Below are 23,054 nucleotides of genomic sequence, written 5' to 3'. Positions count from 1 at the left end.
AAGGTAAGCAAGACGCTTTTAGCGAGGCGATTCAGTCGAAAATGCCGAACCCGTCGTTGATGTACAACGCCCCTGATCCTGTTCATGCGACTGCCCTCCAAAGCGGCCCGCAAGCGGGTGCGCCTTCGCCTTTGTCATCGTCATGAGGTCCCCTTTTTGCATGGGACGCTCTCTCGCCTCGCAGGCTGGCTTTATAGTTCTTGTCGCAATCGTTCTGGTCGACGATTTAATGCATTCTTTTTCGAATATTAGAACGATCGGACTGCGTCTTAAACGCGGTCAGTCGCGGTCGGTCGTTCAGCGCGAGAGTAGCATTTTTTTTAGCGGAAACGACCTGTTTTAGTGAGTATGAAATCTGTAATATGCCGAGACGGAAAACGTAAACAAGTGCTCGTTGTTATCGTCAAATGATTAATTGAGCGTGATAAAAATGTATGCAGCGTTTCATTGAATTTCTGGTTCATTTTTGCAGGGATTCTTGGGTATTCTTGCCATTCCGGACAACACACAATCAGCGGAGAAAAGATGATCGATCACACCGGTGTGACAGTCAGCGACTATTCGAAGAGTCTCGCGTTCTATACGGCGGCGCTCGGCGCCATCGGTATCGTCAAGATCATGGAAATCCCTGCGAGCGTGACCGGCGACACCGATGTGGCGGGTTTCGGGCCGCCGGGGAAGGCGGAATTCTGGATTGGCAGGGGCACGCCGAACCACCCGCCCATTCACATTGCGTTTCGGGTGGATAGCCGGGCGGCAGTCGATGCGTTCTACCAGGCGGCTATCGCCGTGGGTGCACGTGATAACGGGGCGCCGGGAATCCGTGCTTACTATCACCCCGACTACTATGGCGCTTATGTGCTGGATCCGGATGGGCACAATATTGAGGCGGTTTGTCATCTGCCTGGCTGAGCGATCGCACGCGAGTGAGTGGTTAAGCCCCGATCGCGCTCAAGAACAGCCCTCTATTGGCGCCGGTGAATTCCATTTCACGTCGGGACCAATCGACACGCTCGCGGATTTCCGCAGAGCTTGTCGGAATTCCTTCGAAGGCATCGATTCGCTCGCTCCAGAACGCAATGTTTTGGGCCTGACGCTGAAGCATTGCAGTCACGAGCCCGGGGCGATCCTGAGACGCTAATCCATACGCGTTGGCAAGTACTCGCAACTGCGCGGCCTGTCGCTCGACAGGCCCTCGCTCTGGTTTGGATGAGACGCACCACGTCCAGGCCATATAACCCACATCCTCGAGAATCGCTCCGGGCTTGGCGAAGTCGAAGTCTATGAAGGCCATCGGTAACCCGTTCTGAAAGACGGTGTTGTTCGGCCCGGGATCGTGGTGACACACGGCTGCTTGCGCATCCGCTAGATCGCTCCCGCGGGTGGCGTCATGAAACGATCGGAGCATCGCGCCTGCCGCAGCGATCTGTTCGTCTTCGAAGTACTGGAATTTCTGCGGCACCCATCCTGGCAAAAAGCTGAGCACGTCGCGGCCAGATTCGTCCTGACCGAAATGTCGAGGCACGCATTGGCATCCGACGGTTTCCATGTGCAGGAGGAGGCTTCGAACAAAGGGCGAAGACGAGCTGGCTGGTCGGCGAACGGTATCTCCGACGCGGACGACACCTGCGGTATATCGGCCTCCGCTTAGCGGGAGCTCGGTGACTGGATTCGTTTCATCGTGCAGCATTTCTCCACGGCTCCGTCTCGCGGGCACTATCGGGCACGTACGGTGTCAGGCTGCGATCTATGGACAGTGACAGCCGTTCATTCGCGTTCGCCGGTTCTCACAGTTCCACCACAGCACCCGAATCATCAAAGTAATAGATGTTCTCGTGCTTGAAACCCCAACGGCCACCCGGTTGACTTATATGAGGTTCAAAGGTGAAGCATCCCACCTCACCCAGACGTCGATGGTTCCCTGCTTCGATGTATAGACGGTCGTCCCTGCGTGCGCAGATGCTGTGGCCAACATTACCGAGGAAGTCGAGGTTCTCGAATCCTTCCACACGAATCTGTTCATTGGCGAATTCATACAGATCGTGAAAAGAAGTGTCGGGACGAACGAACAGACGCATCTTCTGATGCAAACGGCGTTCCGTCTCATATCCGGACACAAACTCCGGGGAGACCGGCTCTATGCGCGCGACACTTTCCTCGACGTAGAACGATCGCGCACAGTCGCCCCAGACATCCCCGCTTCGAGGACTAAGATCAACGGTCACCAGGTTCCACAAGCCGACTGGTTCGCTGCCGGGCTCGTAGATGCGCCCCGACAATGAAACCTTACTGCGAGAGCCCAGCAAAACAAGCGCAGGGCAACTGTAGTACCACGTGTCCGGGTACCCACGATCGGCAAGCATAGCCGCCGCTGCTATTGCAATCGAGGCCTCCGTCGACTCGGGTGTTATGTGTTCAGCTAACCGTTGCAAGACCTCTTTGGCCGCAGCCTGAACGAACCTATTCAATGGAATTGGCAAAACTCACTCCGTGATTTCAGGGCACACATGCCGACGCGTTCATCCATCGATTGTCGATGATCCCGAAGTCCTTGTCGAATAACTGAAACCGGTCAGTTCGTACGTCAGTCACCGCGGCCTATGCATTAGACGAGGCCCAATCCAGATTCGCCAGTCACAATCCGAATCCTCGCCGCGTCCCGCCCCACCCGATTTCAGGTACATTACCTTCCGATCAAGCAACCGCCGCGCCGCGCAAACATCCATGCATGGCTCTCCTATTCCAGTCGACCTGTCCGGCCTCGCACCCAGCCTGTACGCGCAGGGATGCGAAGAGCGCATCCTGTCTCGCCTGATGGAGCGGATCGCACCGACGAACCGCTTTTGCGTCGACATCGGCGCAAGCGACGGCCTGCGCAACAGCAACACCGCGCTACTGCTGCGCGAATCCGGGTGGCAGGGTTTGCTGGTCGAAGGCAGCAGCTACCGTTACGAAAAACTCAAAGCCAACTACGGCGACATACAGAGCGTCCAGCTACGCCACGAACGCATCCAGCCTGACGGGGTAAACGAGCTACTCGCCACGGCCGGTGTACCTGAAGATTTCGATCTGCTCTCAATCGATATCGACGGCAACGATTACTGGATCTGGCGTGGTCTCGATGCCTTCCAGCCGCGCATCGTGGTTATCGAATACAACCCGTACTACACGCCACCCGAACGTTGGGTCATGTGTTTCAACCCGGATCACGAGTGGGATGGCTCGACCTACTACGGCGCGAGCCTCGAATCGCTCTATCACCTCGGCAAGAACAAAGGCTATGAGCTCGTCTGTTGCGACGACATGGGCAACAACGCTTTCTTCGTGAGAGGCGATCTATACCCGCTGCTCGGCATCGCCAGCAACGACCCCTCGGTGTTGTTCCGGCCCGCGATGTACAAGCTGCGCTACGTCGGCCACAACACATTCCTGAGCGGTCATCCGTATCGCCACGGTCCTGCCGAGCAGATCTGAATGAGCGAGCGGACTGCCACCTTCGATGCAATCTGCGCCGCCTACGCACTGAAGCGCGAAGGACCCGCGCGCCAGGTCAGCGAGCGCGTATGGCATCTACCGACCGACGCCGGCAGCATGGCCGTCAAGCTCTACACCAACGAGCAACACGCAAGAGCGCAGAAAGAAGCCGCCGTACTCGCACATCTGCAAACACACGCCGATTCCCTCTTCCGTATTCAAGCATTGCAACGCACGGCTGACGGCGAACCCGTGTGGACGGGCCACGACGCACACGCGATGCTGACGCGCTGGGAAGCAGGGCAATTCCGGACCTACGAAACGTTTACCGCTGCCGAATGGGGCGCGCTCGGCGCGAGCCTGGCGGCGTTGCACCTGAGTCTGGATAGCGTGAACCTGCCGACACTCGACACGATCGGCGCACGCCTCACCGCCATCGACGCAGACAACGTGCGCCGCAGCCTGATCGAAGCGCTTGACCGTGTGCCGCCGGAAAGCACCGCCTTAAGCGTGCGCAGCTACGTCGATGCCTGCCTGCGCATGATCGACCAGCACTACCCCGGCAGCATCGAAACCTTTCCCGCCGACGATCCCCAGCACCCGATCCACAACGACTACAACCAGTTCAACTATGTGTTCGACGGTAAGCTACCGCCGGTTATCCTCGACTGGGAAGCAACCATCGGTGCACCACGCGAATTCGAGGTCGTCCGTTGTCTCAACCATCTGCCGCTGGAGGCGTCAGCGTCGGCCGAGGTATTCGTGCGCGCCTACCTGAGCGTCCGGACACTGGACCCCAAACGCATGGTCTGGGCCGTCGACGCCGCCTGCCTGCAACACGCGCTCAAACTCTGGGTACTGCAAGGCTGGTTGGACGATCCACCGCGCTTTGCCTCGCATCTGCAAGGCGCGATGACGATGGTGTCGACGATGGATGGCGCACGCGAGCGCCTCGTCAATTTCTTTTCCAGTTGCCTCGAACCGGGAAGCTAACGTGAACGCAAACGAAAACGATCCCTCGAGCTCCACACCGTCCGGCGGCCGAAAGCATGTCTTTCCGCCGCCGATGGAACGCAACTATCGCGTGCACGCCGGACGCGTGCAGACACGTTCGCTGGAAGCGCATATCGTCGACCATTGCAACCTGACCTGCGCCGAATGCTGCTCGCTGTCGCCGTTGCTGCCCGCCTGGTACGCGAGCCCGGCTTCGGTCGCCGACGATCTATGCAAAGCCGCCAAGGTTCTGAACCCCGGTGTCTTCAAGCTGGTCGGCGGAGAGCCGTTGTTGCATCCGCAACTTGTCGAGATCATCGGATGTGTACGCGACACGGGCATTGCACCGCTCATTTCCGTCACCACCAATGGCCTGCAACTCGGCGAGATGCCCGACACTTTCTGGCAAGCAGTCGATGCCCTGACGATCTCGCGCTATCCCAAACCACGCCTCGCACCCGACCTGGTCGCACATATCGAAACGCAGGCCGCGCGCTTCGACGTACGTCTGAACTGGAAAGTGCAAGACTCGTTCACGACGATGAACCGCGCGCAGCCGGCCACCGATATCGCCGAAGTCCAGCGCATCTATCACGACTGCTGGATTCGCGAACGTTGCCACATGATCCGCGACGGCATGTTCTACACCTGCACGCGTCCAGCGCATTTTCAGACGTTGTATAAAGGCACGCAGGACTTCAGTTCCGATGGTTTACCGCTGCGCGACGACGCCGACATGCTCGACGCGCTGCTGGCATATTTGCAGCGCGAAACGCCACTCGATGCCTGTCTGCATTGTCATGGCGGCAGTGCGCCACAAGCGCCACATCGGATCATGAAGCGCATCGAACTGGATGCCTTGAAGGCACGTTACCCATGATCGTCGGCACGCGAGACCTCTTCGGCTTTGAGCGCCTGCACTACCATCCGCGCAGCGGCAGATGGGCATCTGGTATTTCGCAACTGCTCCGGGAATCCGGTGAAAGCGCCGGCGAACCGGACGTTGCCGCCATCGCCGGTTACCTGAATGGCGAGCGCCTGGTCGGACGCACCGTGTTGCGCGATGTGCTGGCCGTTCCTCCAGGCCATGCGCTGATCCAGTCAGCACATGGCCTGGAAGTGCAAGACGCACCCTCTCAGCCAGTGCGCGGCGATCTGGAAACTGTGCTGCGCGAATCCCTGCAACGAGCACTCGACAGCGGCAAGCGAGTAGCGCTCGCACTAAGCGGCGGACTCGATTCCGCACTCCTGCTCGCACTGCTGCGCGAGCTAGGGGCACAGCAACGCGTGACCTCGTACATCCTCGCCACCGGCATGCCCGACTATTGCGAGCGCGACGCCGCGCTCGAGCTGGCGAACCTCATGCAGGCCAAAGTAAAAATCGTCCAGGCCAGCGAAGCCGACTTCGTGGCCGCGCTGCCGAGAACCACGCACGCTGTCGAAGAGCCGATGTTCAATCTGCATCCGGTGGCCAAGCTGCTGCTGGCCGAAGCGATGGCCGAGGACGGCATCGAGCTGGTGATCTCCGGAGACGGCGCCGACCAGGTGCTGCGCCGCGATCAGTCGGCTAACTACCTGCCGCTGTGCAACGCGTTGTTCGGCGCCGCCTCTGTGGGCCTGCATCCACCGTTCGTAGACACACCTGTGGTCGAACATCTGATCAGCCTTGCCCCCGATCCGAACAAGCAATGTCTGCGCGATCTCGGCGCACACCTGAACCTGCCCGATCGCCTCGTACACGGCCCCAAGCGAGGCCGGTTGGCACCTGCGATGAACCTCGACCCGCTGCTCGAACGTGAACGCATTCGCACGCTCGCTGCAACGCTGAACCTCCCCGCTCCCACGCTGCAAGCGGACACCGAACGCGTGCTGTGGACGACCTTGACACTCATCCTGGACCACCTGGGCTCGACGTCTCGCCCGGTATAAATCGACTATGAAACGGATCCTGTTCTGCGTGGTGCCCGAGAAAGGCCACGTCAACCCTTGCATCGGCCCCGCGCAGCATCTGCGGGCCGCGGGCTTCGAAGTCGCCTTCTATGCGCCCGCCGATATCAGCGCGCAGCTCGACCATGCCGGCACGTTCACATTCCTCGGGCCGCGCGAAACGCCCGAGCGCCACGATCTGTCGCGCGGCGCGAGCTTCGCGGCGAACATTCGCGATGCCGCGTGGTTGCGACGCTGGATCCACACGCTGCTGATCGAGTACACACCCGCACAGGTGGACGGCATCCGCGCAGTGCTGCGGGAGTGGCAACCCGATGTGGTGGTGATCGATCCGCTGCTCTACGCGTCGGCGATCGCGGCGGAGCTGGAGGGACTGCCGTGGGTCGCAATGTCCAATTCTCTAAACCCCGTACTACCCGACGATCTCGACTCGGACCTGCTGCGCACAGTGCGATGGCTCGCACCGGAGCGCGACCGTCTGTTCGCGCGCTATGGGCTCGAAGCGCGCTTTCGCGGCTGCGACATTCTCTCCCCGCATCTGACGCTTGCCTTCACCACCGAGGACCTCGTCGGCACGGCGCCGCAAGGTGTCGAACTGGTCGGTCCGGCGTTACCGACAGGCCCGCGCGGCGACGAGACGCCGTTTCCGTGGGAACGCCTCGACTCTGCCAGGCCGCTCGTCTACATGTCGCTGGGCAGCCAGCTTTACTATCAGCCGGAGCTGTTCGCCAAGGTCATCGAAGCGACGCGCGGAACATCTGCGCAACTGGTGCTCTCCGTTGGCGAACTGATCGATAGCGATCTATTGCCTACAGTAGACGATCGCGTCATCGCGGTACGTTATGCACCGCAACTGGCGCTGCTGCAACAAACGCAGGCATTCATCAACCATGGCGGCGCCAACTCCGTGATGGAAGCGCTGGCATGCGGCGTCCCCATGTTGCTCTCGCCGTTCTGTAACGACCAGTTCCATTCCGCTCATTTTGTCGAACAGGCGGGCGCTGGGCGCTGTCTGGATCTGGAGCGCGCAACCGTGCGGGATATCGCCGATGCAATCGACGATCTGCTGCGTCCCGGTCCGCTGCGCGAGCACGCCGCAAAGATTGCGGCCAGCTACCAACGCGACGGATCGGCGCAAGCCGCCAGCCTGATCAGCGAACTCGCTTCAGGAAACCGCCGGGCGACAACGTCATGAGCACGCGGTCTTCGATCTCGCCATCGACTTCGAAGCGCTCGTCGCGGGCGAGGAATGCCTGCACGGCGGTGGCGGGATTGTTGCCGCGTCCGTAGGGCTTGCCATCGAACACCCGCTCGGGCAGGTATTCCATGATGGTGTCCATGACGATGACGTAACTGGCGGGCGTGACCAGTCCGGCGTAGCTATCGAGTTCGCGCAAAACATGCTCGTGGGTATGCGTCAGATCGAGGATCACCATCACGGACGAACAACCCTCGATCCGTTCCCGAACCGACGCTAACGTCGCGGCCGAGCACGATTCACCTTCGATCAATACCATGCGATGGGCAAGGCGATGCGCCTGTAGACGTTGCCTGACCTCTTCGCGCAGACGCGGCTCGACGGCGACGACGCGGCCGTCGCCGCCCACCAGTTCGAGCATCGAGGCGGAGAAAACCACGCCACCGCCTGCCGCGATGCCCGTCTGTACGATACATTCGGGGCGTACGCGCCAGACCAGTTCCTGGATGGCGAGCATGTCGCCGGGCAGGTGAAAGAACCGCTCACCGAGCCAGCGCGTCTGAAACAGGTGATCGAATTCGGCTGCACGCGTCAGCCATTCGATATTGATGTCCCGCATGCGGGCCGAAATTCGCTCATCAGACATGATCAAGGCAATGAGTATGAGTGTCGTGGAAACGCTCGAATCTCTTCTTCACCGGCACTGGGGCATCGTGCAGGCACGATTGCAACTGCTATCGTCGGGCCATACTAACAAATCGTATCTCGTCCATTGCGATTCGCGCGTGGCGGTGTTGCGCGTTTCGTGGCCCGGTAAATCCGTCGAGCAGGTTCGGTGCGAGAAGTCGGCACTCGACTACGTCGCTTCGGCGCCTCACCTTCCCGCGTTACCCCGGTCGCAACCGACCGTCACTGCACAGCCCTACATCCAGACTGCCGATGGAAGCTGGCTACATCTCTTCGAGCACATTCCCGGTAGCGCCGGTCTACCTGACGATGCGCAGCGAGGTGTCGTCGATGCCATGCGTACGCTTGCGCATCTGCACGCCGCGATGGCAACGATACCCGCAAGCGAATCGAGCCCGCTCGCCTGGCTAAACACACGCTATGCACGCGTTGCCGCGCGGCCAGCACCACCTTTGCCCGTGCTCCTGCTCGAACAGTACGACTTGCTGTTGCAACGCATCGGTGCACATCTCGCGGCCGCTGCCGCGCGCGGCGCCTGGACAACCGAGCCGACGCATTGGCTGCACGGCGACTATCACGCGGGCAACCTGTTGTTCATCGATGGAAACGTACGCGGCATCCTCGATTTCGACGATGTCGGGCAAGGCGCACATGGGTTGGAAGCTGCCTTTGCACTGTTCGCGCTTTCACGCGACACGACCGTCGAAGATCGCTTCGTCTACGACGTCAAGCTTTGGGACATGGGATTGCGTGCTTACGCCGAGGGCTGGCCGGATACAACTGCATCGGACCGGATGCACGAGCACCGCGATGCGCTCATGTATCTGTTCTGCGCGGACCAGGTGTTGATCCATCTGGAGGCCGCGCAACGCCACCTGTGGACGCCCGGCCCCGGCATGGGGTTCCTTGGATGCTGGCAGCAGTTACGGAGCGACGTCCCGCTGGAGCGTTAGAGACGCCGACCGAGTTGCCAGTCGGGCTTGTTTAGCAGCAATCGCACTGCCTCTACCGTTGCGGGATGCGCTTCGGCATACCGTGAACTGTCGTGCAGGCATAGAAGCACATCAAGCCCTTGCGCAACGCGTTCGCCAATATGACGACGCATGGCGCCGAGCAACGCATCTGGCGATGGCGCAGGCCGACGCCAATCGTCGAGTATTGCCGTCCAGCCCGTATGACTACGCGCAAGACGCGCAAGAACGTTAAGACGAACATCCTGCGAATCCGTCCCGTAGGGAAGACGTAACGGAATGGAAGCAGGCTTGGGAACACCGGCAAGCCGATAAGCCTCAAGGATCAATGCATCGGTCCGCTCGATCTCATCGATCAACTCAACGTCCGGCAACACACCGGGCCGGGCATGCGAGTAAGTATGATTGCCGAGCACATGCCCTTCCCGAACCATCCTCGCTGCAACGTCGAGTGATCCGGCCAGATTTTTTCCGAGCAGAAAGAACGTCGCCTGACACGAGGCGTCGCGCAATACATCGAGCAATGCCGGCGTCGATGGTCCTGGTCCGTCGTCGAAGCTCAATCGCGTTGACATGTTCATCATCGGGATGACCGTGTTGCAGACTCGAAAAGTCGAGCGAGCGAACACGATAACGCAATCCCGATCGTGTCGCCCTGTCGTGCCCGCTCGATAGCTATGCGAGCCGCCTCATCGCCTCGCGCATAAACCCAAGCAACGTCTCATCTGCCCACGATCCTTTCGTCAACTCGGGCTCGTTCTGCAGCGCCTGGCGAAACTTCGCATGCGTCGCCGGATCGTCGCCAGCGTAGCTGCGAAACAGCTCCATCCACCGCAGCGCCAGCTCGCGTGCTTGTGGCGAATCGGGGGTGGCGCCTGCGTCGATTGCGTCGCGCACATCGGCCATCAATTGCGGCCATTCCATCGCGCGCTTGCCGTAGTTCGCGCGCAGAAACGCAAATTCCTCGGGCGACAGATAGCGCTCATAGACCGCCATCTTCGATTCGCCGAAAGCGCGCACCACGTAATCGCGCAACTCGGGCGAAATGCCGATGCTTGCCTGCATTGCAGGCTCGTTGTCGTGCATGTAATTAAGCTTGGCGAGCATGCGCGGATCGTTGTTGGTGTCGTGCGCGAGCAGCGTCATCCAGCGGTCCGCGAGCGCGCGTGGACGTTCATCGGCGGGCGGCACGCCCGCATCCATCAGCGCGCGCACCTGCGCGACGAGCTCCGTCCATTCGGGGGATTGCGTCTGCGTCTTGCGATACATCGGCAGGCGGTCCAGTTCTTCTTGAGAAAAGTAGCGGTCGAACATCGTCATCAACTCCAGCGTATTGAGCCAGTCGGCCAGCTCGGGCTCCTTGCCGTCCATCAACGTGCGATGCAGTTCCTGGAGACGGTCGCGCAGGCGCGCCGCCTCGTCGATCTGCCCGTCGAGCATCGCGATCTGACGCGCGACGAGGTCGGCAAGCGGTGTGTCGGGCTGGGCTAGATAAGCGCCGATGTCGGCCAGCGAAAGACCGAAGCCGCGCAACGCCTGGATCCGATGGAGCCGGGCAATGTCGTCGCGGTTGTACAGCCGGTAGCCGTTATCGGCGCGCGCCGAAGGGACAAGCAGGCCAATGGCGTCGTAGTGATGCAGCGTGCGGACGGTCAGTCCGCTCTTCTTCGCCAGTTCCCCTACTTTCAAGAGCATGCAAGCCTCCGTTCAGTGCGCACGATGAAGGCTAGAACCTTACGTTACGTGAGGGTCAAGCGGTTTGGCTTTCTTATTCGATGCGCTCGACAAACTGTGGGCGATCGAGTGGCGGCTCGTAGGGCTCGGGCCAGAATTCCACCATACGGACAATTTTGCCGTACTCGACCGTAAAGAACGAGATTGCGCGAGCACGCTGGACGCCATCGGTGACGAGTACGTCCGACACCGCCTCCTGCCCATTTCCCACGATCCGGTTGATCGTGAAAACCCACGGGCCATGCGCCGGGTATTGCGCATTGAACTGGGCAAAATTAGCCGCGCCGCGAATGCGCTCTTTCGATTGTGGGTACTCGAGGACAAAGTCGTCGGCCAGAACCGCTGCGACGCTGGGGAAATTGTTGGTAGCCATGAGACGCCAGAACTCTTGAACCACATGAGCGGCGGTGTCGGAAGCGGTAGTCATGGTGTTGGTCGCAAAGGAGGATTTTGAGGGACGTCTCTAACGCAGCCCCGTGCAACAATATCAATTTTTCGAGCGGATATCTTCTGCGGCTATGACTGGCCCTCGTCGCATTCATGAAGAAGGTTCTCGTGTGATCGCAATTCGATTGTTTCCGAACAGACACGCCAAGTGGAACGATTGACCGCGTATCGGCAAGCGCATTTTCGGGTACGCTAGAGCAATCGTTGAATCACGTTCGTCGCGCGACGATGCAAACCGCACGACAACGATCGAACACCTTGCCAGGTTTTCGCCGCGCTACGCGGTGTAATCATACGGAAGTACCGTGCAAAGCAGTGTTGGGCATGGAGCTTGCGTGCTGTCGAGCGCCCATGAAGCCCGGTATCGCGCCGGGCCGACGGCGACAAATCTGTATTAGTCACACGGAGGAACGCAACGATGCAATGGACAACTCCTAGCTACACCGATATCCGTCTAGGCTTCGAAATCACGATGTATATCGCAACGCGTTAAGCCTGTATGGGCCGCAGCGGTATGCGGCCCTTCTGCGGAACGTGTTACCGCAGCGCTTGCATGGCGGAAACACACTAGTGCATCGATCAACCGATCACGACAAGCCGCTCGCAAGGATGTCTCCATGACGAAGCCCAGCCCGCGGCAAGCAAAGCCCCCACTTGAGATCGACACGCTGCGCACACGCGATGGCCATCGCGTGTCGTTCGCGATAGCAGGCGCTGCCGATGGTGTGCCAATCGCCGTTCTGCACGGCGGCCCGGGTAGCGGCAGTCAGCCTGGCGCATTGCGGCTCTTCGATCTGGCGCGCTTCAGAGTCGTGTTGATCGATCAGCGCGGCACTGGCGCCTCGACCCCGCACGGCAGCATCCGTCATAACCGCACTGACCACCTGATCGACGATCTCGAAGCGATTCGCATGCGGCTTGGCTTCGAACGCTGGGGCGTGCTCGGTGGATCGTGGGGAGCCGCTCTTGCGCTTGCGTACGCAGGGCAGCATCCACAAGCGGTGCTAGGCGTCGTGCTGCGCGGACTATTCCTGACTTCTGCACGCGAAGTGCGCGGTCTCTTCGTCAGATCGCGCCGCCGCGCGCCGCGCGCGTCGTCCCGACTGTGCGTTGCGGCGCGTTGTGATCGACCCGCCGCTTTGCTCTCCCGCTGTCATACGGCGCTGCAAGACGGCGCAAATCCGGCACAGCAACGCGCGGTCGCGCTTGCGTGGCGCCACTATGAAGAGGCCGTGCTGGGTCGTCGCGATGCGCGTCAGATGCATTCAGCGGCGGCAGCCTCGCCGCGCGAAACCCGCCGGTTGATCGGCAAATACCGCATCCAGGCACACTACCTCGCGCATCGCTGCTGGCTCGGCGAAACCCGTCTGCTTGAACTCGCGCGCAATGCCGCCAGGACCGGCGTACCGCTTGCGGCCGTACACGGTACGCGCGATCCGGTCTGTCCGCGAGACAATCTGCGGCGCCTTGCGCATGCAGTTCCCACGGCGCAGATTGAATACGTGCCTGGCGCGGGTCATCTGGCAAGCGACCCGGCGCTGCACGAACGCGTTGCCCGCGCGCTCGAAACGATGTTCATCCCATCCGTTCACGAGGGGCGCGCCGTGCGCCGCGCAGCATGAAGATCAAGGTACTCGGCTCATCGGCGGGCGGCGGTTTTCCGCAATGGAACTGCAATTGCCGCAATTGCGACGGCGTGCGGCGCGGTACGCTGAAGGCGACTCGCCGCACCCAGTCGTCGATCGCCATCAGCACGAATGGCGATGACTGGCTGCTCGTCAACGCATCGCCCGATCTGCTCGCGCAGATCGCCGCTCATCCGGAATTGCAGCCGGCTCGCCGCGCACGCGACAGCGGCATTGCCGCCGTGCTCGTCATGGATGCACAGATCGACCACGTCACCGGCCTGCTGATGCTGCGCGAACGCGACACACCGCTGCCGCTGTACGCCACCGATGCGGTATGGCAAGACCTGTCCAGCGGCTTCCCGGTCGGCCCGATCCTGTCGCACTACTGCGGCGTCGAGCATCGCCGCATCGCACTCGGCGATGCGCCCCTTGCGGTCGCCCCATTGCCCGACGTGCAGATCGACGCACTGCCGCTGTCGAGTAAAGCGCCACCGTATTCACCGCACCGCAATGCGCCTGAACGTGGCGACAACATCGGCCTCATGATCACCGACTTGAAATCCGGCAAGCGCGTGTTCTACGCGCCGGGCCTCGGCGCGATCGAGTCACACGTGCTTGCGGCAATGCGCGAAGCAGACTTGCTGCTGGTCGACGGTACGCTATGGACCGGCGACGAAATGATCCGTCTCGGTCTGTCGAAGAAGAGCGCCGCCGACATGGGCCATCTGCCGCAGTCGGGCCCGGGCGGCATGATCGAGGTACTCGACTCGCTTGGCACCGGTCGCGCGCGCAAGGTGCTGATTCATATCAACAACACAAACCCGATCCTCGTCGAGGATGGTCCCGAACGGCGCGTGCTGGCCGAACACGGGATCGAAGTCGCCTATGACGGGATGACCTTCGAACTATGAACGGAGACGGCATGAACGCAGAGGACGCTACGCAACCCGCCTGGACGCGCGACGAATTCGAAGCGCAGTTGCGTGCAAAGGGCACCGCTTATCACATCCATCATCCGTTCAACGTGAAGATGAATAGCGGCGGCTGTTCGCGTGAACAGATTCGCGGCTGGGTTGCGAACCGTTTCTACTATCAGATCAACATTCCGCTGAAAGACGCAGCGGTCCTGTCGAACTGCACGGATCGCGAGACGCGCCGCCGCTGGGTGCTGCGCATTCTCGACCACGACGGCTACGGCGACGAGGAAGGCGGCATCGAAACATGGGCGCGTCTTGCCGACGCGGTCGGTTTGTCGCGCGACGAACTGTGGTCGCTCGAACATGTGACGCCAGGCGTGCGTTTTGCCGTCGATGCCTACGTGAACTTCGCGCGCCGCGCTCCGTGGCAGGAATCGGTCTGTTCGTCGCTGACCGAGATGTTCGCGCCGCAGGTGCATCGCGACCGGCTTGCGAGCTGGCCGGAGCATTATCCGTGGATCGATCCCGCGGGTCTCGCCTATTTCCGTTCGCGCATTTCGCTGGCACAGCGCGACGTGCAGCACGGGCTCGAAGTCACGCTCGATTATTTCAAGCGACACGAGCAGCAGGAACGCGCACTCGAGATCCTGCAGTTCAAGCTCGACATCCTGTGGACCATGCTGGACTCGATCGAAAAGGCCTTTCCGCAATGAACAATCTGTCACACACCGCCGGCGATGAGCCGACGCTTCATCGTCCGAAGATCAAGACGCTGTTTCGTCTGCAATGGGAGCCGGCGCAGAACGCGCATGTGCTGCTGTATCCCGAGGGTATGGTGAAGCTCAATCAGAGCGCTGCGGAAATCCTCAAGCGCTGCGACGGCACACGCGACGTGGACACGCTGATCGCCGATCTGGAGCTCGCGTTCAATACGACCGGGCTCGGTACCGAAGTGCGTGCGTTTCTCGTCGATGCACAGGCGCACGGCTGGCTGGAATAGCGATGAACGATTCTTCAGCGCCCGTTGTTACAACCACCGGTATAGCACCACCGCTGTGGCTGCTGGCCGAGCTCACCTATCGCTGTCCGTTGCATTGCGCGTTCTGCTACAACCCTGTCAACTATACGGAGCACAACCGCGAACTCGACACCGCGCAATGGATCGACGTACTGCGCCAGGCTCGCGCACTCGGCGCCGCGCAGCTCGGGTTTTCTGGCGGCGAACCACTCGTGCGCGATGATCTCGAAGTGCTCGTGAAAGAAGCGCGCGAACTCGGCTTCTACACCAATCTGATCACCTCCGGCGTCGGCCTCACCGACAAACGGCTTGGCGACCTGAAGGCCGCGGGCCTCGATCACATCCAGCTGTCGTTCCAGGATTCGACGCAGGAACTGAACGATTTCCTGAGCAGCACGCGCACCTTCGACCTCAAGCAGCGAGTCGCCACATCGATCAAGCAGCACGGCTTTCCGATGGTGCTGAACTGCGTGCTGCATCGCTTCAATCTTCCGCACGTCGACAAGATTATCGACATGGCGCTCGCGATGGGCGCCGAATACCTCGAGCTGGCGAACACGCAGTATTACGGCTGGGCGCACACGAACCAGGCGCAACTGATGCCGACGCGCGAGCAACTCGACGAAGCCGAGGCCGTCGTAGAGCGTTATCGCCGCACACACGGAGACCGCTGCAAGATCTTCTTTGTCGTGCCGGATTATTTCGAGCGTCGCCCGAAGCGTTGCATGAATGGCTGGGGCGCGGTGTTCTTAGGCATTGCACCCGACGGCGCCGCGCTACCTTGCCATAGCGCGCGCAGCCTGCCGGGACTCGATTTTCCGAACGTGACGCAGATGCCGCTGCGCGAGATCTGGTATGAAAGCGCGGCGTTCAACCGCTTTCGCGGCCTCGACTGGATGAAAGAGCCGTGCCGCAGTTGCGACGAGAAAGAGCGCGACCTGGGAGGTTGCCGCTGCCAGGCGTACATGCTGACCGGCGACGCAGCGAATGCCGATCCGGTGTGCGACAAGTCGCCGTCGCACGACACGGTGGTGCAGGTTGTGCGTCGCGCTGCAACGACGGCGGATTCAAACGCCGCCATGCAACCGCGCGAACAACCGATCCTGTTTCGCAACGATGCCAATTCGCGTCGGCTGACCGCTACGCCTGCAACTGGCCAGCCCTAAGACTCAACAAGCGACGTTCGACTGCTTCGGTTCAGGCACATCGTCGAACGATGCGCCTGAACCGAGAGGCATTACTGCCCTTGGTGCCCGATCGCCCACACATAGGCGGTCACGGCCTTAAGGTCCTTCTGCGACAGTTGCACGCCACCCATCGGCGGCATCAGGTCGCTGTGTTCCTTCGGATGCGCGACACCTTTGGCGATCGTCTCGCCAAGACCCGACAGGCTGCCATCGCTCCACAGCCATGTGCCCTTCGTCAGATCCGCACCGATCCCCGAACCTTTGCCGTTCGAGCCATGGCAACCGGCACAGGTCGCACCGCCCACCTGGCCGAGGAACACGCGCTCGCCGAGTTCGACTTCGGCTTTCGATGAGCCCGGCGGCACAGGCAAACCGGCGGTCGGTTTGCCCGCGTCCGGATGGATGCCTTCAGGCGGCAACTGCGAACCGGACGCCGACTGTGCGGCTGTCGGCGTCGGTGCGGCAGCAATCGGTGCATTCGCATCGCCGCTATAAGTCACGCGCCAGATGCGACCGTGGACATCGTCGGAGATGAAGAGTGCGCCATCAGGTGCCACTGCGAGACCGGTCGGACGAAACGCCGCTTGCCCCGGCTCCTTTACGGCCCCCGCGAAGCCATCGGCAAAGATCACGTAGTTGCCGACACCCTTGCCGTCGCGGAACGGCTGAAACACCACGTTGTAGCCGCCTTGACGCGCCGGTGCCCGATTCCACGAGCCGTGAAAGGCAACAAATGCACCGCCGCGGTATGCGCTCGGGAAGCCGCTTTGCGCTTCATAGAACGTCAGGTCGTTCGGCGCCCAGTGACCTGGAAATGCAGCGACCGGCCATGTGCGATTCGCACACAGTCCGATCTTCTTTCCATCGCCGCCGTATTCCGGTGCCAGCATCAGCTTCTTCTTCGTGCCGTCGTAATAGCATTCGGGCCAGCCGTAGTCGGCACCTTGCTTCAACTCGACGATGACTTCAGCCGGCAGCTCCTGGCCTTCCTTCGCGGTGAAGCGCTCCGGCCAGTCTTCGTGAAGCTGATCGCGACCATGCTGCGTCGAGAAAGCCCGACCCGCGCCGTCGAGCGCAATCCCTTCTCCGTTGCGCAGACCGCTGATATAGCGTTCGGCGGCCGAGAACGTTTGACCGGTCTTGTTCGCGTCGTAACGCCAGATGCCGGCGCGCGTTTCCTTCTCGGTACATGGCTGATTGCCTGGCGAATGCGGCGTGCGGTTCTGCTTCTCGCACGCGTTGGTCGCCGAGCCGAGATCGACCAGCAGATCACCCTTGGGGGTGATCGCAATCGGGTGCATCGGATGATCGCCGGTCACCGGCATGCCGGACACGATGACTTCGCCTTTACCGCTTGGCGCGACATCGCCGCTCTTGAGCGCATAACGCATGATGCGATCGTTGCTTTCGGCGTAGACCGCGTTGTTATAAAGCTTGAGGCCAGTGCCGCCGTGACCGCCTTCTGCAGCGGTCTCGCCGAAATGCTGGATCACATCCGCCTGCCCCACGCCTTTAGTGTCCTTTAGCGCGACGAGGTAGCCGCCGTCAGGTGGCGTGTTCTCCTGGTAATAGGTGCCGCTCCACATGTTGACGTAGAGCGTGCCGTCCGCAGCGACCGCCATTTGTCGCACATGGCCAAGATTGTCGGCAAAAACTGTCGCGCAGAAACCCGCGGGCAACGAGATGCCGGTTGCCGCGTTATTGCAGGTCGCGGCGCTTTCGGCTGCCTCGACCGGTTTGACCAGATGAACTGTCGGCACAAGGGCCAGCGACACGGCTGCCAGGCCTGCTGCACTGGCTAGTCGGGTGAGAAAACCAACGGTTGACGCAGACGGAACACGCATTGAAGTAGCCTCCCTAAGACGGGTAGCGAATTGAACAAGCGGAACAAACGGAACAGGCGGTAGGGGAATGCGACGAAACGGTACGCTCGGTGGCACCGGTCGCCGGTAATGGTTCAGCCATCAGCAGCCCATGCGGTATGCCCGCATGGGCCTGTCTCCATGATGTCATCTGTGATGACCTCATTCTTTAGAATTCGCAAAGTGCCCTCGCCTCTCTCTACGACAGGCAAGTGCGCAAAGACTTCCGATTCCAGATTGAAAAGCTGAATTGAAGCAAAAAGACCCGACTCAAAGAATCGGGTCTGTCCAGTATAGGTGAAAAGCGAGAGCGCGTCAGAGAAGGAACATAGTGTGCGCAATGCAATCGAGGACTATGAAAAATCGAATGAAAAGTCGTAGAAAAATCCAGGAAATCCGGGGGAAAATCCAGGAAACTGGATGCAGTGTGATCGTCTTTAGACTATCTTAGGTAGTTGAGTCTTAGGTGTATCGATTTACTAAAGGCAATTGAATTCGCAAACGATGAAAGTCATGCGAATTGGCTTGGAAAATTCAGTGGCCCTCGCTAAGCGACCTTGAAATTTCTTTAGCAATTGCCTCGTCCTTGTAGTCGAGTTTTTCGTAGCCGCAAGTGACGAACGACGCTTGTTCGACGAACCCGGTGCGACCGCTAATGTTCGTAGCCGCTCGTACTTCGCCGTCCGTCCTCCGTGACGACGCGTGCCGCACAACCCAGCGTAGCCCCGAATATTCGGCTCGCATGTCCCAGCCGCCACGCGTGTTCGGTCACAATCTCGTCGCCTTCCAATTAGTAATATTAGGCATAATATTTTCAACACCTCACCCTTTGGTGTCTCGAACTCCCGTACCTAGGCATAGATTCCCGCTCTATCGCGCGAAAATACGGGATTGTCCTGGGGCGAAGGGGTGAACTTGTTGATTAATATTATTACCTGACAAGCCTGCTACACCGCCACGTGTCGCTCAAGTGCAGCGCAGCTTGCCGGCATCTTCACGCTTTACCCCATCACCGATCTCCTTTCCCGGCGCTGCACGAACGAAGCAGCGTGTCGCGTCACCCTGTAGCGCCTGCTCTAACCCGCAGGAGTAAGTGACCGTTCTATGGAATACCTGCTTGACCAGTGACGATTCCCGGCAACTCAGTCTCTACAACAAGGTTGTGCGGGCCCAATCAGAAGCGTGGTTTCATCGGAGGAAGTCATGATGTCCAGAGGAATTGGATTAATTTCCGTTTTGTTGGCGATGACAGTCGGGCTTGCTGCATGTGATGGATCGAGTAGCGGTGCGTCCGGTTCTCAGGCGGCAGGCGTGGCAAACGCGAACGCCAATGCGAATACGAATGCGTCGGCACAAAACGCGGCGACGCAATCGAATGCTGCCGCCTCGTCAAGTGACAGCACATCGACGGACGAGGCCAACGCGGTGTCTCTACCTTGCGATACCGCCGCAACAGCCAATACGCCGTGCTCCGCGGCACACAGCGTGACGCGCCTGCTAACGAGAAATTACAGGGGCCCTTTGTTCCAGATACAACGCGCATCTGACCATGCGATGCAGAACGTCTACCCCTATACGTCGGGCACCTTGCCACACGGTGCGGACCGTACGTTGATCGGCTCGGCCAACGTCAAGAGCGTGAACGCGTTTTGCAGCAACACAACCTGTTCAGTCACGTACATCTACGATCAGATCGACCTCGTTGCGCCCCTCAAAGGCGGAGCGTTTGGCAATGTGCCCGCCACGCTCACGCTCAACCAGGACGGAACCGAATCACTGACCGTTGCGGGCAGTGGATCGGGATCGCAAAAGACAACGACTGTTCCGGTCCTCAACGGCTTTGCGACGATCACGCTGCCGGGAAGAGCATTGACAGTCCAACTGAGCAGTCCACCGACCGCGCTAACGGCCCAGTCGCCGACTCTTCAGCTCACGATCGGTAACGATTTGCCGGCGCTTGCCGGCACACCCGCCACGCTAGGCTTCGTGCCACTACAAGGCGCGCAGATTCCGGCTCTGGGAACATTGGCGGGACAGGCGTACCGCAACAGGTTCGGCACAGTGAACCAGTCGATTGGCGACAGCGATATCGCCGAATACATGGTGGCGGGCGCACACTATAGCCAGTCCTCGACGTGCTGCGGCACCTACGGAAATATGGAGAACACGACGCACCCAAGCACGGAAGTCGAAGGGGAAATGTTTGGACTGGCGTTCGCAAACGGCGCCTCGGCTCCCTACGGCTACTGTGACGGTGAGTCGAGCCAGGCACCCGGTGTAAAAGATCCCGCATGCAACGCACTCGATACGAACTGGCCGGGTGTCGACGCGGAAGCAGGCGTTTATCTGTACGGCCCGCAACAACCCGCGAAAGAGAAGTTCGTCACGGTGCTTGCCAAATATTCTCCGTTGACCGCGTCAAATGTCTTCGCAGTTAAAGGCGGTTCCGCCTCGCAAAGTGTTCTCACAGCGGTCTTTGAGCAGGCGCCGCCGGAAGCCTATCAATTCGGCGGCCTTGCGGGTCACGCATTTAACGGGCAATGGCAGGGCGGTTTGTCGCTAGGCGAAGGCGGCGATGGTAGCGCTGCGCCGATCCAGTTCTTCGAAGGCGCGGTGATCACCAAGGCAACATCCAATACGACCGATAACGCAATTCAAACGAGCATCGCAGGCTTTTACGGACCGCCGGCCGACAAGTCGGCAGCTGCCTGTTATGCAAACAATCTGATCAACTCGCCGTTGGGTCTTGCCGCACCGGACGCATGGTCCCAGTCAAATGGCGGCACAGCCGAACCTGCGACGGATATCTCGAGAGTCAACAAAGGGGCCGCCGAGGTTATCAGCACAAACGGCTCGTCGGTTTCCAACATCCATGAGGTCATTAGAGTTCAGGGCGGGCAGTCGTATAGCTTCACCGACTATGTACTCGCTACCACCAACGCAACGGTCTTTCCTGGTGGATCGATTCAGACCGACGATGCAAACGGCACCGAATTTGGTTGGGTGATCAATACGAATACGGGTGCTGTAGTGCGTGGGACATGGGGCGCGGGGCAGGCGACTTCGCTAAGCGCGGTGAAATCGGGCAACTGGTGGAAAGTAACGATGACGCTTACGGCTCCCGCGGGATCGAACAATGCGTCCGTGTTTATCGATCCGCCTACGTCTAGCGCTAGCGGAGTTCGCTCACAGCAAGCGGCTTATCTGAGTGCTACGCATTACTGTCCTGGTCTTGCGATTGTGTCTAACCTGGGGATGTAGGGCTGAAGCTTTGGTTGACCTTCTGGAGATTCCGGTTTGTCGGGGAATGGAGTCTCTGGAAGTTCGACGGGGAAGTAAGCGAAGTGCAGGTTGGAAGTTTGTGAGCAGGTGATTCGGATGGTGCTTCGGCGCCATCCGGATACGAATTAGCGCTGCGGATATCGCCGTCATACCTCGGGCGTTTCAAGCGTCTTCCACCGTTCAAGTTTGTCGACCTGTTTGTGAAGCCATTTAGGCGGGAGCACAGCGGAACCCCACTCGTCGCTGCGGCTTGCATACTCCCCCAGAAACCAGAAGTGCCGCGCAGACACAAACGGCGCTATAGCTGTGAAATCGCTCGAAGACAATGGCGACGACTCGCGATATCCCTCGATAAACGACTTCCATCGCTCAAGCTGTTCTGCGTCCAGCTCCGACTCCTTGGTGTTCAACAAATTAGCCCACAGATAAACCGCGAGATCGTAAGCGAGGTAGCCCGGACCACCATCGTCGAAATCAAAGAACGATGCGATGCGACTCCCGTCCGAAGAATCGGTCATAAACGTGTTTCCACCATGGCAGTCACCGTGACAAGCCACCGTGGTCAATTGCGTCGCCGCTTCGATCTTCTCGACCAGGACCGAGGCAACGGATCTCAGACGTCCCTCAAGAACCTCATCCATCGACGAGTGATCCAGAAGCCGTTGTAGCGGTCGATTGATCAAATGATCGACATTCAGAACATACTTGCTTGCTGGTCCACTATAGGTCTGCGCTAAACGATGAAGATTTGCGAGGCTCGCAGCCATCGTTCTAACGTCACGCAACGCGACACCTGGCGGATCGCCTGCAAGAAATTCAAATATGACGAGCGAGCGATGACCTTCCGCTGTGTCAACCTCGATACTCAGAGCACCGGTATTCGTGCGGATTGGTGCGGCTACATGACCACCTAAGGTCTTAAGATGAAAAAGCAGCGAGGTTTCGTAACTAACATTTGACTCTCCTCTAGCCCGACGTGAGCTTAGACGAGCTACGCTGCGGCGGCCATCTGCAAAGCGAAGGTCGTAAACATCGTTGAAACCCCTGCGTAACAAGCCACAGGTAAACGCCGGTTCAAAAGGATACGTCGAGGCGATGAAATCGCGGAGTTCGTTTCCATCGATCGTCGAATACACCGCTCGAAGTGGCCTGCGAGTGGCATTCTCAAGGTCGACCATATAGACGCTCCAGAACTTGACGCGATATCGCATTTTCCATGCGTTTCCTTTCAATGAGCTTCTCCGGAGATTCGTCGAAGCCACCACGATTTCTTGACGCCCACCATCCGCATTTTTGCACCGCGTTTACACGGGGAAGTCTACCCTCGAAGTTGTCTGAAACAACCACCGTGGCTCGGCCACATCTCATGGCTCTCACACAACCGCTGCAGATTTTCGACGCCGTGCCCCAACGCGCACGACCGATCTCCCGCAACAATGTCATCCCGTTCCGCGCCCCACGCGTGCTGCTCCCCGTAACGCTTCCTGGCCGTACCGAAGCGGCTTCGCGCGAGCTGCTGCGAACGCTTCTGTACTCCCCGCTAGGCGTCTACGTGGTCCGCACGGAAATCGTCCGCGGAAACGTTCGCGTGCATTTCGACATTGCACCCGATGATCTCGACTGCACGATGCACACGCTGATTGCCACATTGCCCGAGGCGATCATCGGGCAACTGCGCCGTCGTGGCGCCAGCGCGGAGGTACGCTAGT

General features: G+C 59.9%; 23 protein-coding genes. 15 read left to right on the top strand and 8 right to left on the bottom strand.

Annotated elements, in window-relative coordinates; all coding sequences use genetic code 11:
- Nucleotides 1-525: 525 nt before the first annotated feature.
- Nucleotides 526-912 carry a VOC family protein gene (locus tag M0D65_RS18470; RefSeq protein ID WP_266253966.1) on the top strand — a complete coding sequence of 129 codons (387 nt, stop codon included), beginning with the start codon at nucleotides 526-528 and terminating at the stop codon, nucleotides 910-912.
- A 22-nt stretch (nucleotides 913-934) separates the two neighbouring features.
- Here the strand turns inward: M0D65_RS18470 and M0D65_RS18465 are convergent, their stop codons facing one another.
- Together M0D65_RS18465 and M0D65_RS18460 are read right to left on the bottom strand one after the other, a co-directional pair.
- A complete protein-coding gene (locus M0D65_RS18465; RefSeq protein WP_266253965.1) occupies nucleotides 935-1,549 on the bottom strand; it encodes a phosphotransferase in 615 nt (204 codons plus the stop codon).
- A 238-nt stretch (nucleotides 1,550-1,787) separates the two neighbouring features.
- Nucleotides 1,788-2,468 (bottom strand): M24 family metallopeptidase, encoded by a 681-nt coding sequence (locus tag M0D65_RS18460; protein ID WP_266254163.1) that lies wholly within the window; start codon nucleotides 2,466-2,468, stop codon nucleotides 1,788-1,790.
- 256 nt (nucleotides 2,469-2,724) lie between these two features.
- Between M0D65_RS18460 and M0D65_RS18455 the strand changes: the two genes are divergently transcribed.
- The 5 genes from M0D65_RS18455 to M0D65_RS18435 are packed head-to-tail and all read left to right on the top strand — an operon-like array spanning nucleotide 2,725 to nucleotide 7,609.
- Nucleotides 2,725-3,474, top strand: a complete 750-nt coding sequence (locus M0D65_RS18455; protein ID WP_266253964.1) for a hypothetical protein — start codon at nucleotides 2,725-2,727, stop codon at nucleotides 3,472-3,474.
- Complete coding sequence (locus M0D65_RS18450) at nucleotides 3,475-4,467, top strand: phosphotransferase enzyme family protein (protein WP_266253963.1); 993 nt, start codon at nucleotides 3,475-3,477, stop codon at nucleotides 4,465-4,467.
- Between the two features lies 1 nt (nucleotide 4,468).
- A complete protein-coding gene (locus M0D65_RS18445) occupies nucleotides 4,469-5,347 on the top strand; it encodes a radical SAM protein (protein ID WP_266253962.1) in 879 nt (292 codons plus the stop codon).
- A complete protein-coding gene (locus M0D65_RS18440; RefSeq protein ID WP_266253961.1) occupies nucleotides 5,344-6,396 on the top strand; it encodes an asparagine synthase-related protein in 1,053 nt (350 codons plus the stop codon). Before M0D65_RS18445 ends, M0D65_RS18440 begins: the two co-directional genes overlap by 4 nt.
- 7 nt (nucleotides 6,397-6,403) lie before the next feature.
- Nucleotides 6,404-7,609 carry a glycosyltransferase gene (locus M0D65_RS18435; RefSeq protein ID WP_266253960.1) on the top strand — a complete coding sequence of 402 codons (1,206 nt, stop codon included), beginning with the start codon at nucleotides 6,404-6,406 and terminating at the stop codon, nucleotides 7,607-7,609.
- On the opposite strand, the gene M0D65_RS18430 is transcribed toward M0D65_RS18435, so the two are convergent.
- Nucleotides 7,566-8,231: a cephalosporin hydroxylase family protein gene (locus M0D65_RS18430; RefSeq protein WP_266253959.1), complete on the bottom strand. Its 666-nt coding sequence runs from the start codon at nucleotides 8,229-8,231 to the stop codon at nucleotides 7,566-7,568. The two genes, M0D65_RS18435 and M0D65_RS18430, sit on opposite strands and share 44 nt — an antisense overlap.
- A gap of 52 nt (nucleotides 8,232-8,283) precedes the next feature.
- Between M0D65_RS18430 and M0D65_RS18425 the strand changes: the two genes are divergently transcribed.
- On the top strand, nucleotides 8,284-9,252 hold the full coding sequence (locus tag M0D65_RS18425) for a phosphotransferase enzyme family protein (protein WP_266254162.1): 969 nt from the start codon (nucleotides 8,284-8,286) through the stop codon (nucleotides 9,250-9,252).
- On the opposite strand, the gene M0D65_RS18420 is transcribed toward M0D65_RS18425, so the two are convergent.
- From M0D65_RS18420 to M0D65_RS18410, 3 genes are all read right to left on the bottom strand, one after another.
- Entirely contained in the window at nucleotides 9,249-9,845 is a 597-nt protein-coding gene (locus tag M0D65_RS18420; RefSeq protein ID WP_266253958.1) for a polysaccharide deacetylase family protein, read from the bottom strand. The genes M0D65_RS18425 and M0D65_RS18420 overlap by 4 nt on opposite strands.
- Nucleotides 9,846-9,945: 100 nt before the next feature.
- Complete coding sequence (locus M0D65_RS18415) at nucleotides 9,946-10,965, bottom strand: MerR family transcriptional regulator (RefSeq protein WP_266253957.1); 1,020 nt, start codon at nucleotides 10,963-10,965, stop codon at nucleotides 9,946-9,948.
- Nucleotides 10,966-11,038: 73 nt separating this feature from the next.
- Nucleotides 11,039-11,431 (bottom strand): nuclear transport factor 2 family protein, encoded by a 393-nt coding sequence (locus M0D65_RS18410; protein WP_266253956.1) that lies wholly within the window; start codon nucleotides 11,429-11,431, stop codon nucleotides 11,039-11,041.
- Nucleotides 11,432-11,869: 438 nt separating this feature from the next.
- On the opposite strand from M0D65_RS18410, the gene pqqA reads away from it, so the two are divergent.
- The 6 genes from pqqA to pqqE all read left to right on the top strand — a co-directional run bounded on the left by pqqA (nucleotide 11,870) and on the right by pqqE (nucleotide 16,180).
- Entirely contained in the window at nucleotides 11,870-11,944 is a 75-nt protein-coding gene (gene pqqA / locus M0D65_RS18405) for a pyrroloquinoline quinone precursor peptide PqqA (RefSeq protein WP_091012800.1), read from the top strand.
- Between the two features lie 124 nt (nucleotides 11,945-12,068).
- Nucleotides 12,069-13,073 (top strand): alpha/beta fold hydrolase, encoded by a 1,005-nt coding sequence (locus M0D65_RS18400; RefSeq protein ID WP_266253955.1) that lies wholly within the window; start codon nucleotides 12,069-12,071, stop codon nucleotides 13,071-13,073.
- Nucleotides 13,070-13,990, top strand: coding sequence for a pyrroloquinoline quinone biosynthesis protein PqqB (gene pqqB / locus M0D65_RS18395; protein ID WP_266253954.1), 921 nt, complete (start codon nucleotides 13,070-13,072; stop codon nucleotides 13,988-13,990). The genes M0D65_RS18400 and pqqB overlap by 4 nt, the downstream gene beginning before the upstream one ends.
- Before the next feature lie 11 nt (nucleotides 13,991-14,001).
- Entirely contained in the window at nucleotides 14,002-14,709 is a 708-nt protein-coding gene (pqqC, locus tag M0D65_RS18390; RefSeq protein WP_266253953.1) for a pyrroloquinoline-quinone synthase PqqC, read from the top strand.
- Nucleotides 14,706-14,996, top strand: a complete 291-nt coding sequence (gene pqqD / locus M0D65_RS18385; RefSeq protein WP_266253952.1) for a pyrroloquinoline quinone biosynthesis peptide chaperone PqqD — start codon at nucleotides 14,706-14,708, stop codon at nucleotides 14,994-14,996. The genes pqqC and pqqD overlap by 4 nt, the downstream gene beginning before the upstream one ends.
- A 2-nt stretch (nucleotides 14,997-14,998) precedes the next feature.
- A complete protein-coding gene (gene pqqE / locus M0D65_RS18380) occupies nucleotides 14,999-16,180 on the top strand; it encodes a pyrroloquinoline quinone biosynthesis protein PqqE (protein ID WP_266253951.1) in 1,182 nt (393 codons plus the stop codon).
- A 71-nt stretch (nucleotides 16,181-16,251) separates the two neighbouring features.
- Here the strand turns inward: pqqE and M0D65_RS18375 are convergent, their stop codons facing one another.
- On the bottom strand, nucleotides 16,252-17,976 hold the full coding sequence (locus M0D65_RS18375) for a c-type cytochrome (protein ID WP_266253950.1): 1,725 nt from the start codon (nucleotides 17,974-17,976) through the stop codon (nucleotides 16,252-16,254).
- 1,290 nt (nucleotides 17,977-19,266) lie between these two features.
- On the opposite strand from M0D65_RS18375, the gene M0D65_RS18370 reads away from it, so the two are divergent.
- Nucleotides 19,267-21,324: an arabinofuranosidase catalytic domain-containing protein gene (locus M0D65_RS18370; protein ID WP_266253949.1), complete on the top strand. Its 2,058-nt coding sequence runs from the start codon at nucleotides 19,267-19,269 to the stop codon at nucleotides 21,322-21,324.
- Between the two features lie 167 nt (nucleotides 21,325-21,491).
- On the opposite strand, the gene M0D65_RS18365 is transcribed toward M0D65_RS18370, so the two are convergent.
- Nucleotides 21,492-22,523 (bottom strand): phosphotransferase enzyme family protein, encoded by a 1,032-nt coding sequence (locus tag M0D65_RS18365; RefSeq protein ID WP_266253948.1) that lies wholly within the window; start codon nucleotides 22,521-22,523, stop codon nucleotides 21,492-21,494.
- Between the two features lie 188 nt (nucleotides 22,524-22,711).
- Between M0D65_RS18365 and M0D65_RS18360 the strand changes: the two genes are divergently transcribed.
- Nucleotides 22,712-23,053, top strand: coding sequence for a hypothetical protein (locus M0D65_RS18360; protein ID WP_266253947.1), 342 nt, complete (start codon nucleotides 22,712-22,714; stop codon nucleotides 23,051-23,053).
- The last annotated feature ends 1 nt before the right edge of the window (nucleotide 23,054 follow it).

Source organism: Paraburkholderia sp. CHISQ3 (assembly GCF_030464945.1).
Lineage (GTDB): Bacteria > Pseudomonadota > Gammaproteobacteria > Burkholderiales > Burkholderiaceae > Paraburkholderia > Paraburkholderia megapolitana.
Note: the sequence above shows the minus strand (reverse complement) of the source record. Positions and strands in the feature narration are given on the sequence as shown.

Excerpts from the sequence above, each read along its gene's own strand:
- M0D65_RS18430 (WP_266253959.1), bottom strand. The coding sequence starts at position 8,231 with ATGCGGGACATCAATATCGAATGGCTGACGCGTGCAGCCGAATTCGAT.
- pqqD (WP_266253952.1), top strand. The coding sequence starts at position 14,706 with ATGAACAATCTGTCACACACCGCCGGCGATGAGCCGACGCTTCATCGT.
- pqqB (WP_266253954.1), top strand. The coding sequence starts at position 13,070 with ATGAAGATCAAGGTACTCGGCTCATCGGCGGGCGGCGGTTTTCCGCAA.
- M0D65_RS18450 (WP_266253963.1), top strand. The coding sequence starts at position 3,475 with ATGAGCGAGCGGACTGCCACCTTCGATGCAATCTGCGCCGCCTACGCA.
- M0D65_RS18465 (WP_266253965.1), bottom strand. The coding sequence starts at position 1,549 with ATGGAAACCGTCGGATGCCAATGCGTGCCTCGACATTTCGGTCAGGAC.
- M0D65_RS18435 (WP_266253960.1), top strand. The coding sequence starts at position 6,404 with ATGAAACGGATCCTGTTCTGCGTGGTGCCCGAGAAAGGCCACGTCAAC.
- pqqC (WP_266253953.1), top strand. The coding sequence starts at position 14,002 with ATGAACGCAGAGGACGCTACGCAACCCGCCTGGACGCGCGACGAATTC.
- M0D65_RS18455 (WP_266253964.1), top strand. The coding sequence starts at position 2,725 with ATGCATGGCTCTCCTATTCCAGTCGACCTGTCCGGCCTCGCACCCAGC.
- M0D65_RS18365 (WP_266253948.1), bottom strand. The coding sequence starts at position 22,523 with ATGGTCGACCTTGAGAATGCCACTCGCAGGCCACTTCGAGCGGTGTAT.
- M0D65_RS18410 (WP_266253956.1), bottom strand. The coding sequence starts at position 11,431 with ATGACTACCGCTTCCGACACCGCCGCTCATGTGGTTCAAGAGTTCTGG.
- M0D65_RS18360 (WP_266253947.1), top strand. The coding sequence starts at position 22,712 with ATGGCTCTCACACAACCGCTGCAGATTTTCGACGCCGTGCCCCAACGC.
- M0D65_RS18400 (WP_266253955.1), top strand. The coding sequence starts at position 12,069 with ATGACGAAGCCCAGCCCGCGGCAAGCAAAGCCCCCACTTGAGATCGAC.
- pqqE (WP_266253951.1), top strand. The coding sequence starts at position 14,999 with ATGAACGATTCTTCAGCGCCCGTTGTTACAACCACCGGTATAGCACCA.
- M0D65_RS18420 (WP_266253958.1), bottom strand. The coding sequence starts at position 9,845 with ATGTCAACGCGATTGAGCTTCGACGACGGACCAGGACCATCGACGCCG.
- M0D65_RS18370 (WP_266253949.1), top strand. The coding sequence starts at position 19,267 with ATGATGTCCAGAGGAATTGGATTAATTTCCGTTTTGTTGGCGATGACA.
- M0D65_RS18415 (WP_266253957.1), bottom strand. The coding sequence starts at position 10,965 with ATGCTCTTGAAAGTAGGGGAACTGGCGAAGAAGAGCGGACTGACCGTC.
- M0D65_RS18470 (WP_266253966.1), top strand. The coding sequence starts at position 526 with ATGATCGATCACACCGGTGTGACAGTCAGCGACTATTCGAAGAGTCTC.
- M0D65_RS18440 (WP_266253961.1), top strand. The coding sequence starts at position 5,344 with ATGATCGTCGGCACGCGAGACCTCTTCGGCTTTGAGCGCCTGCACTAC.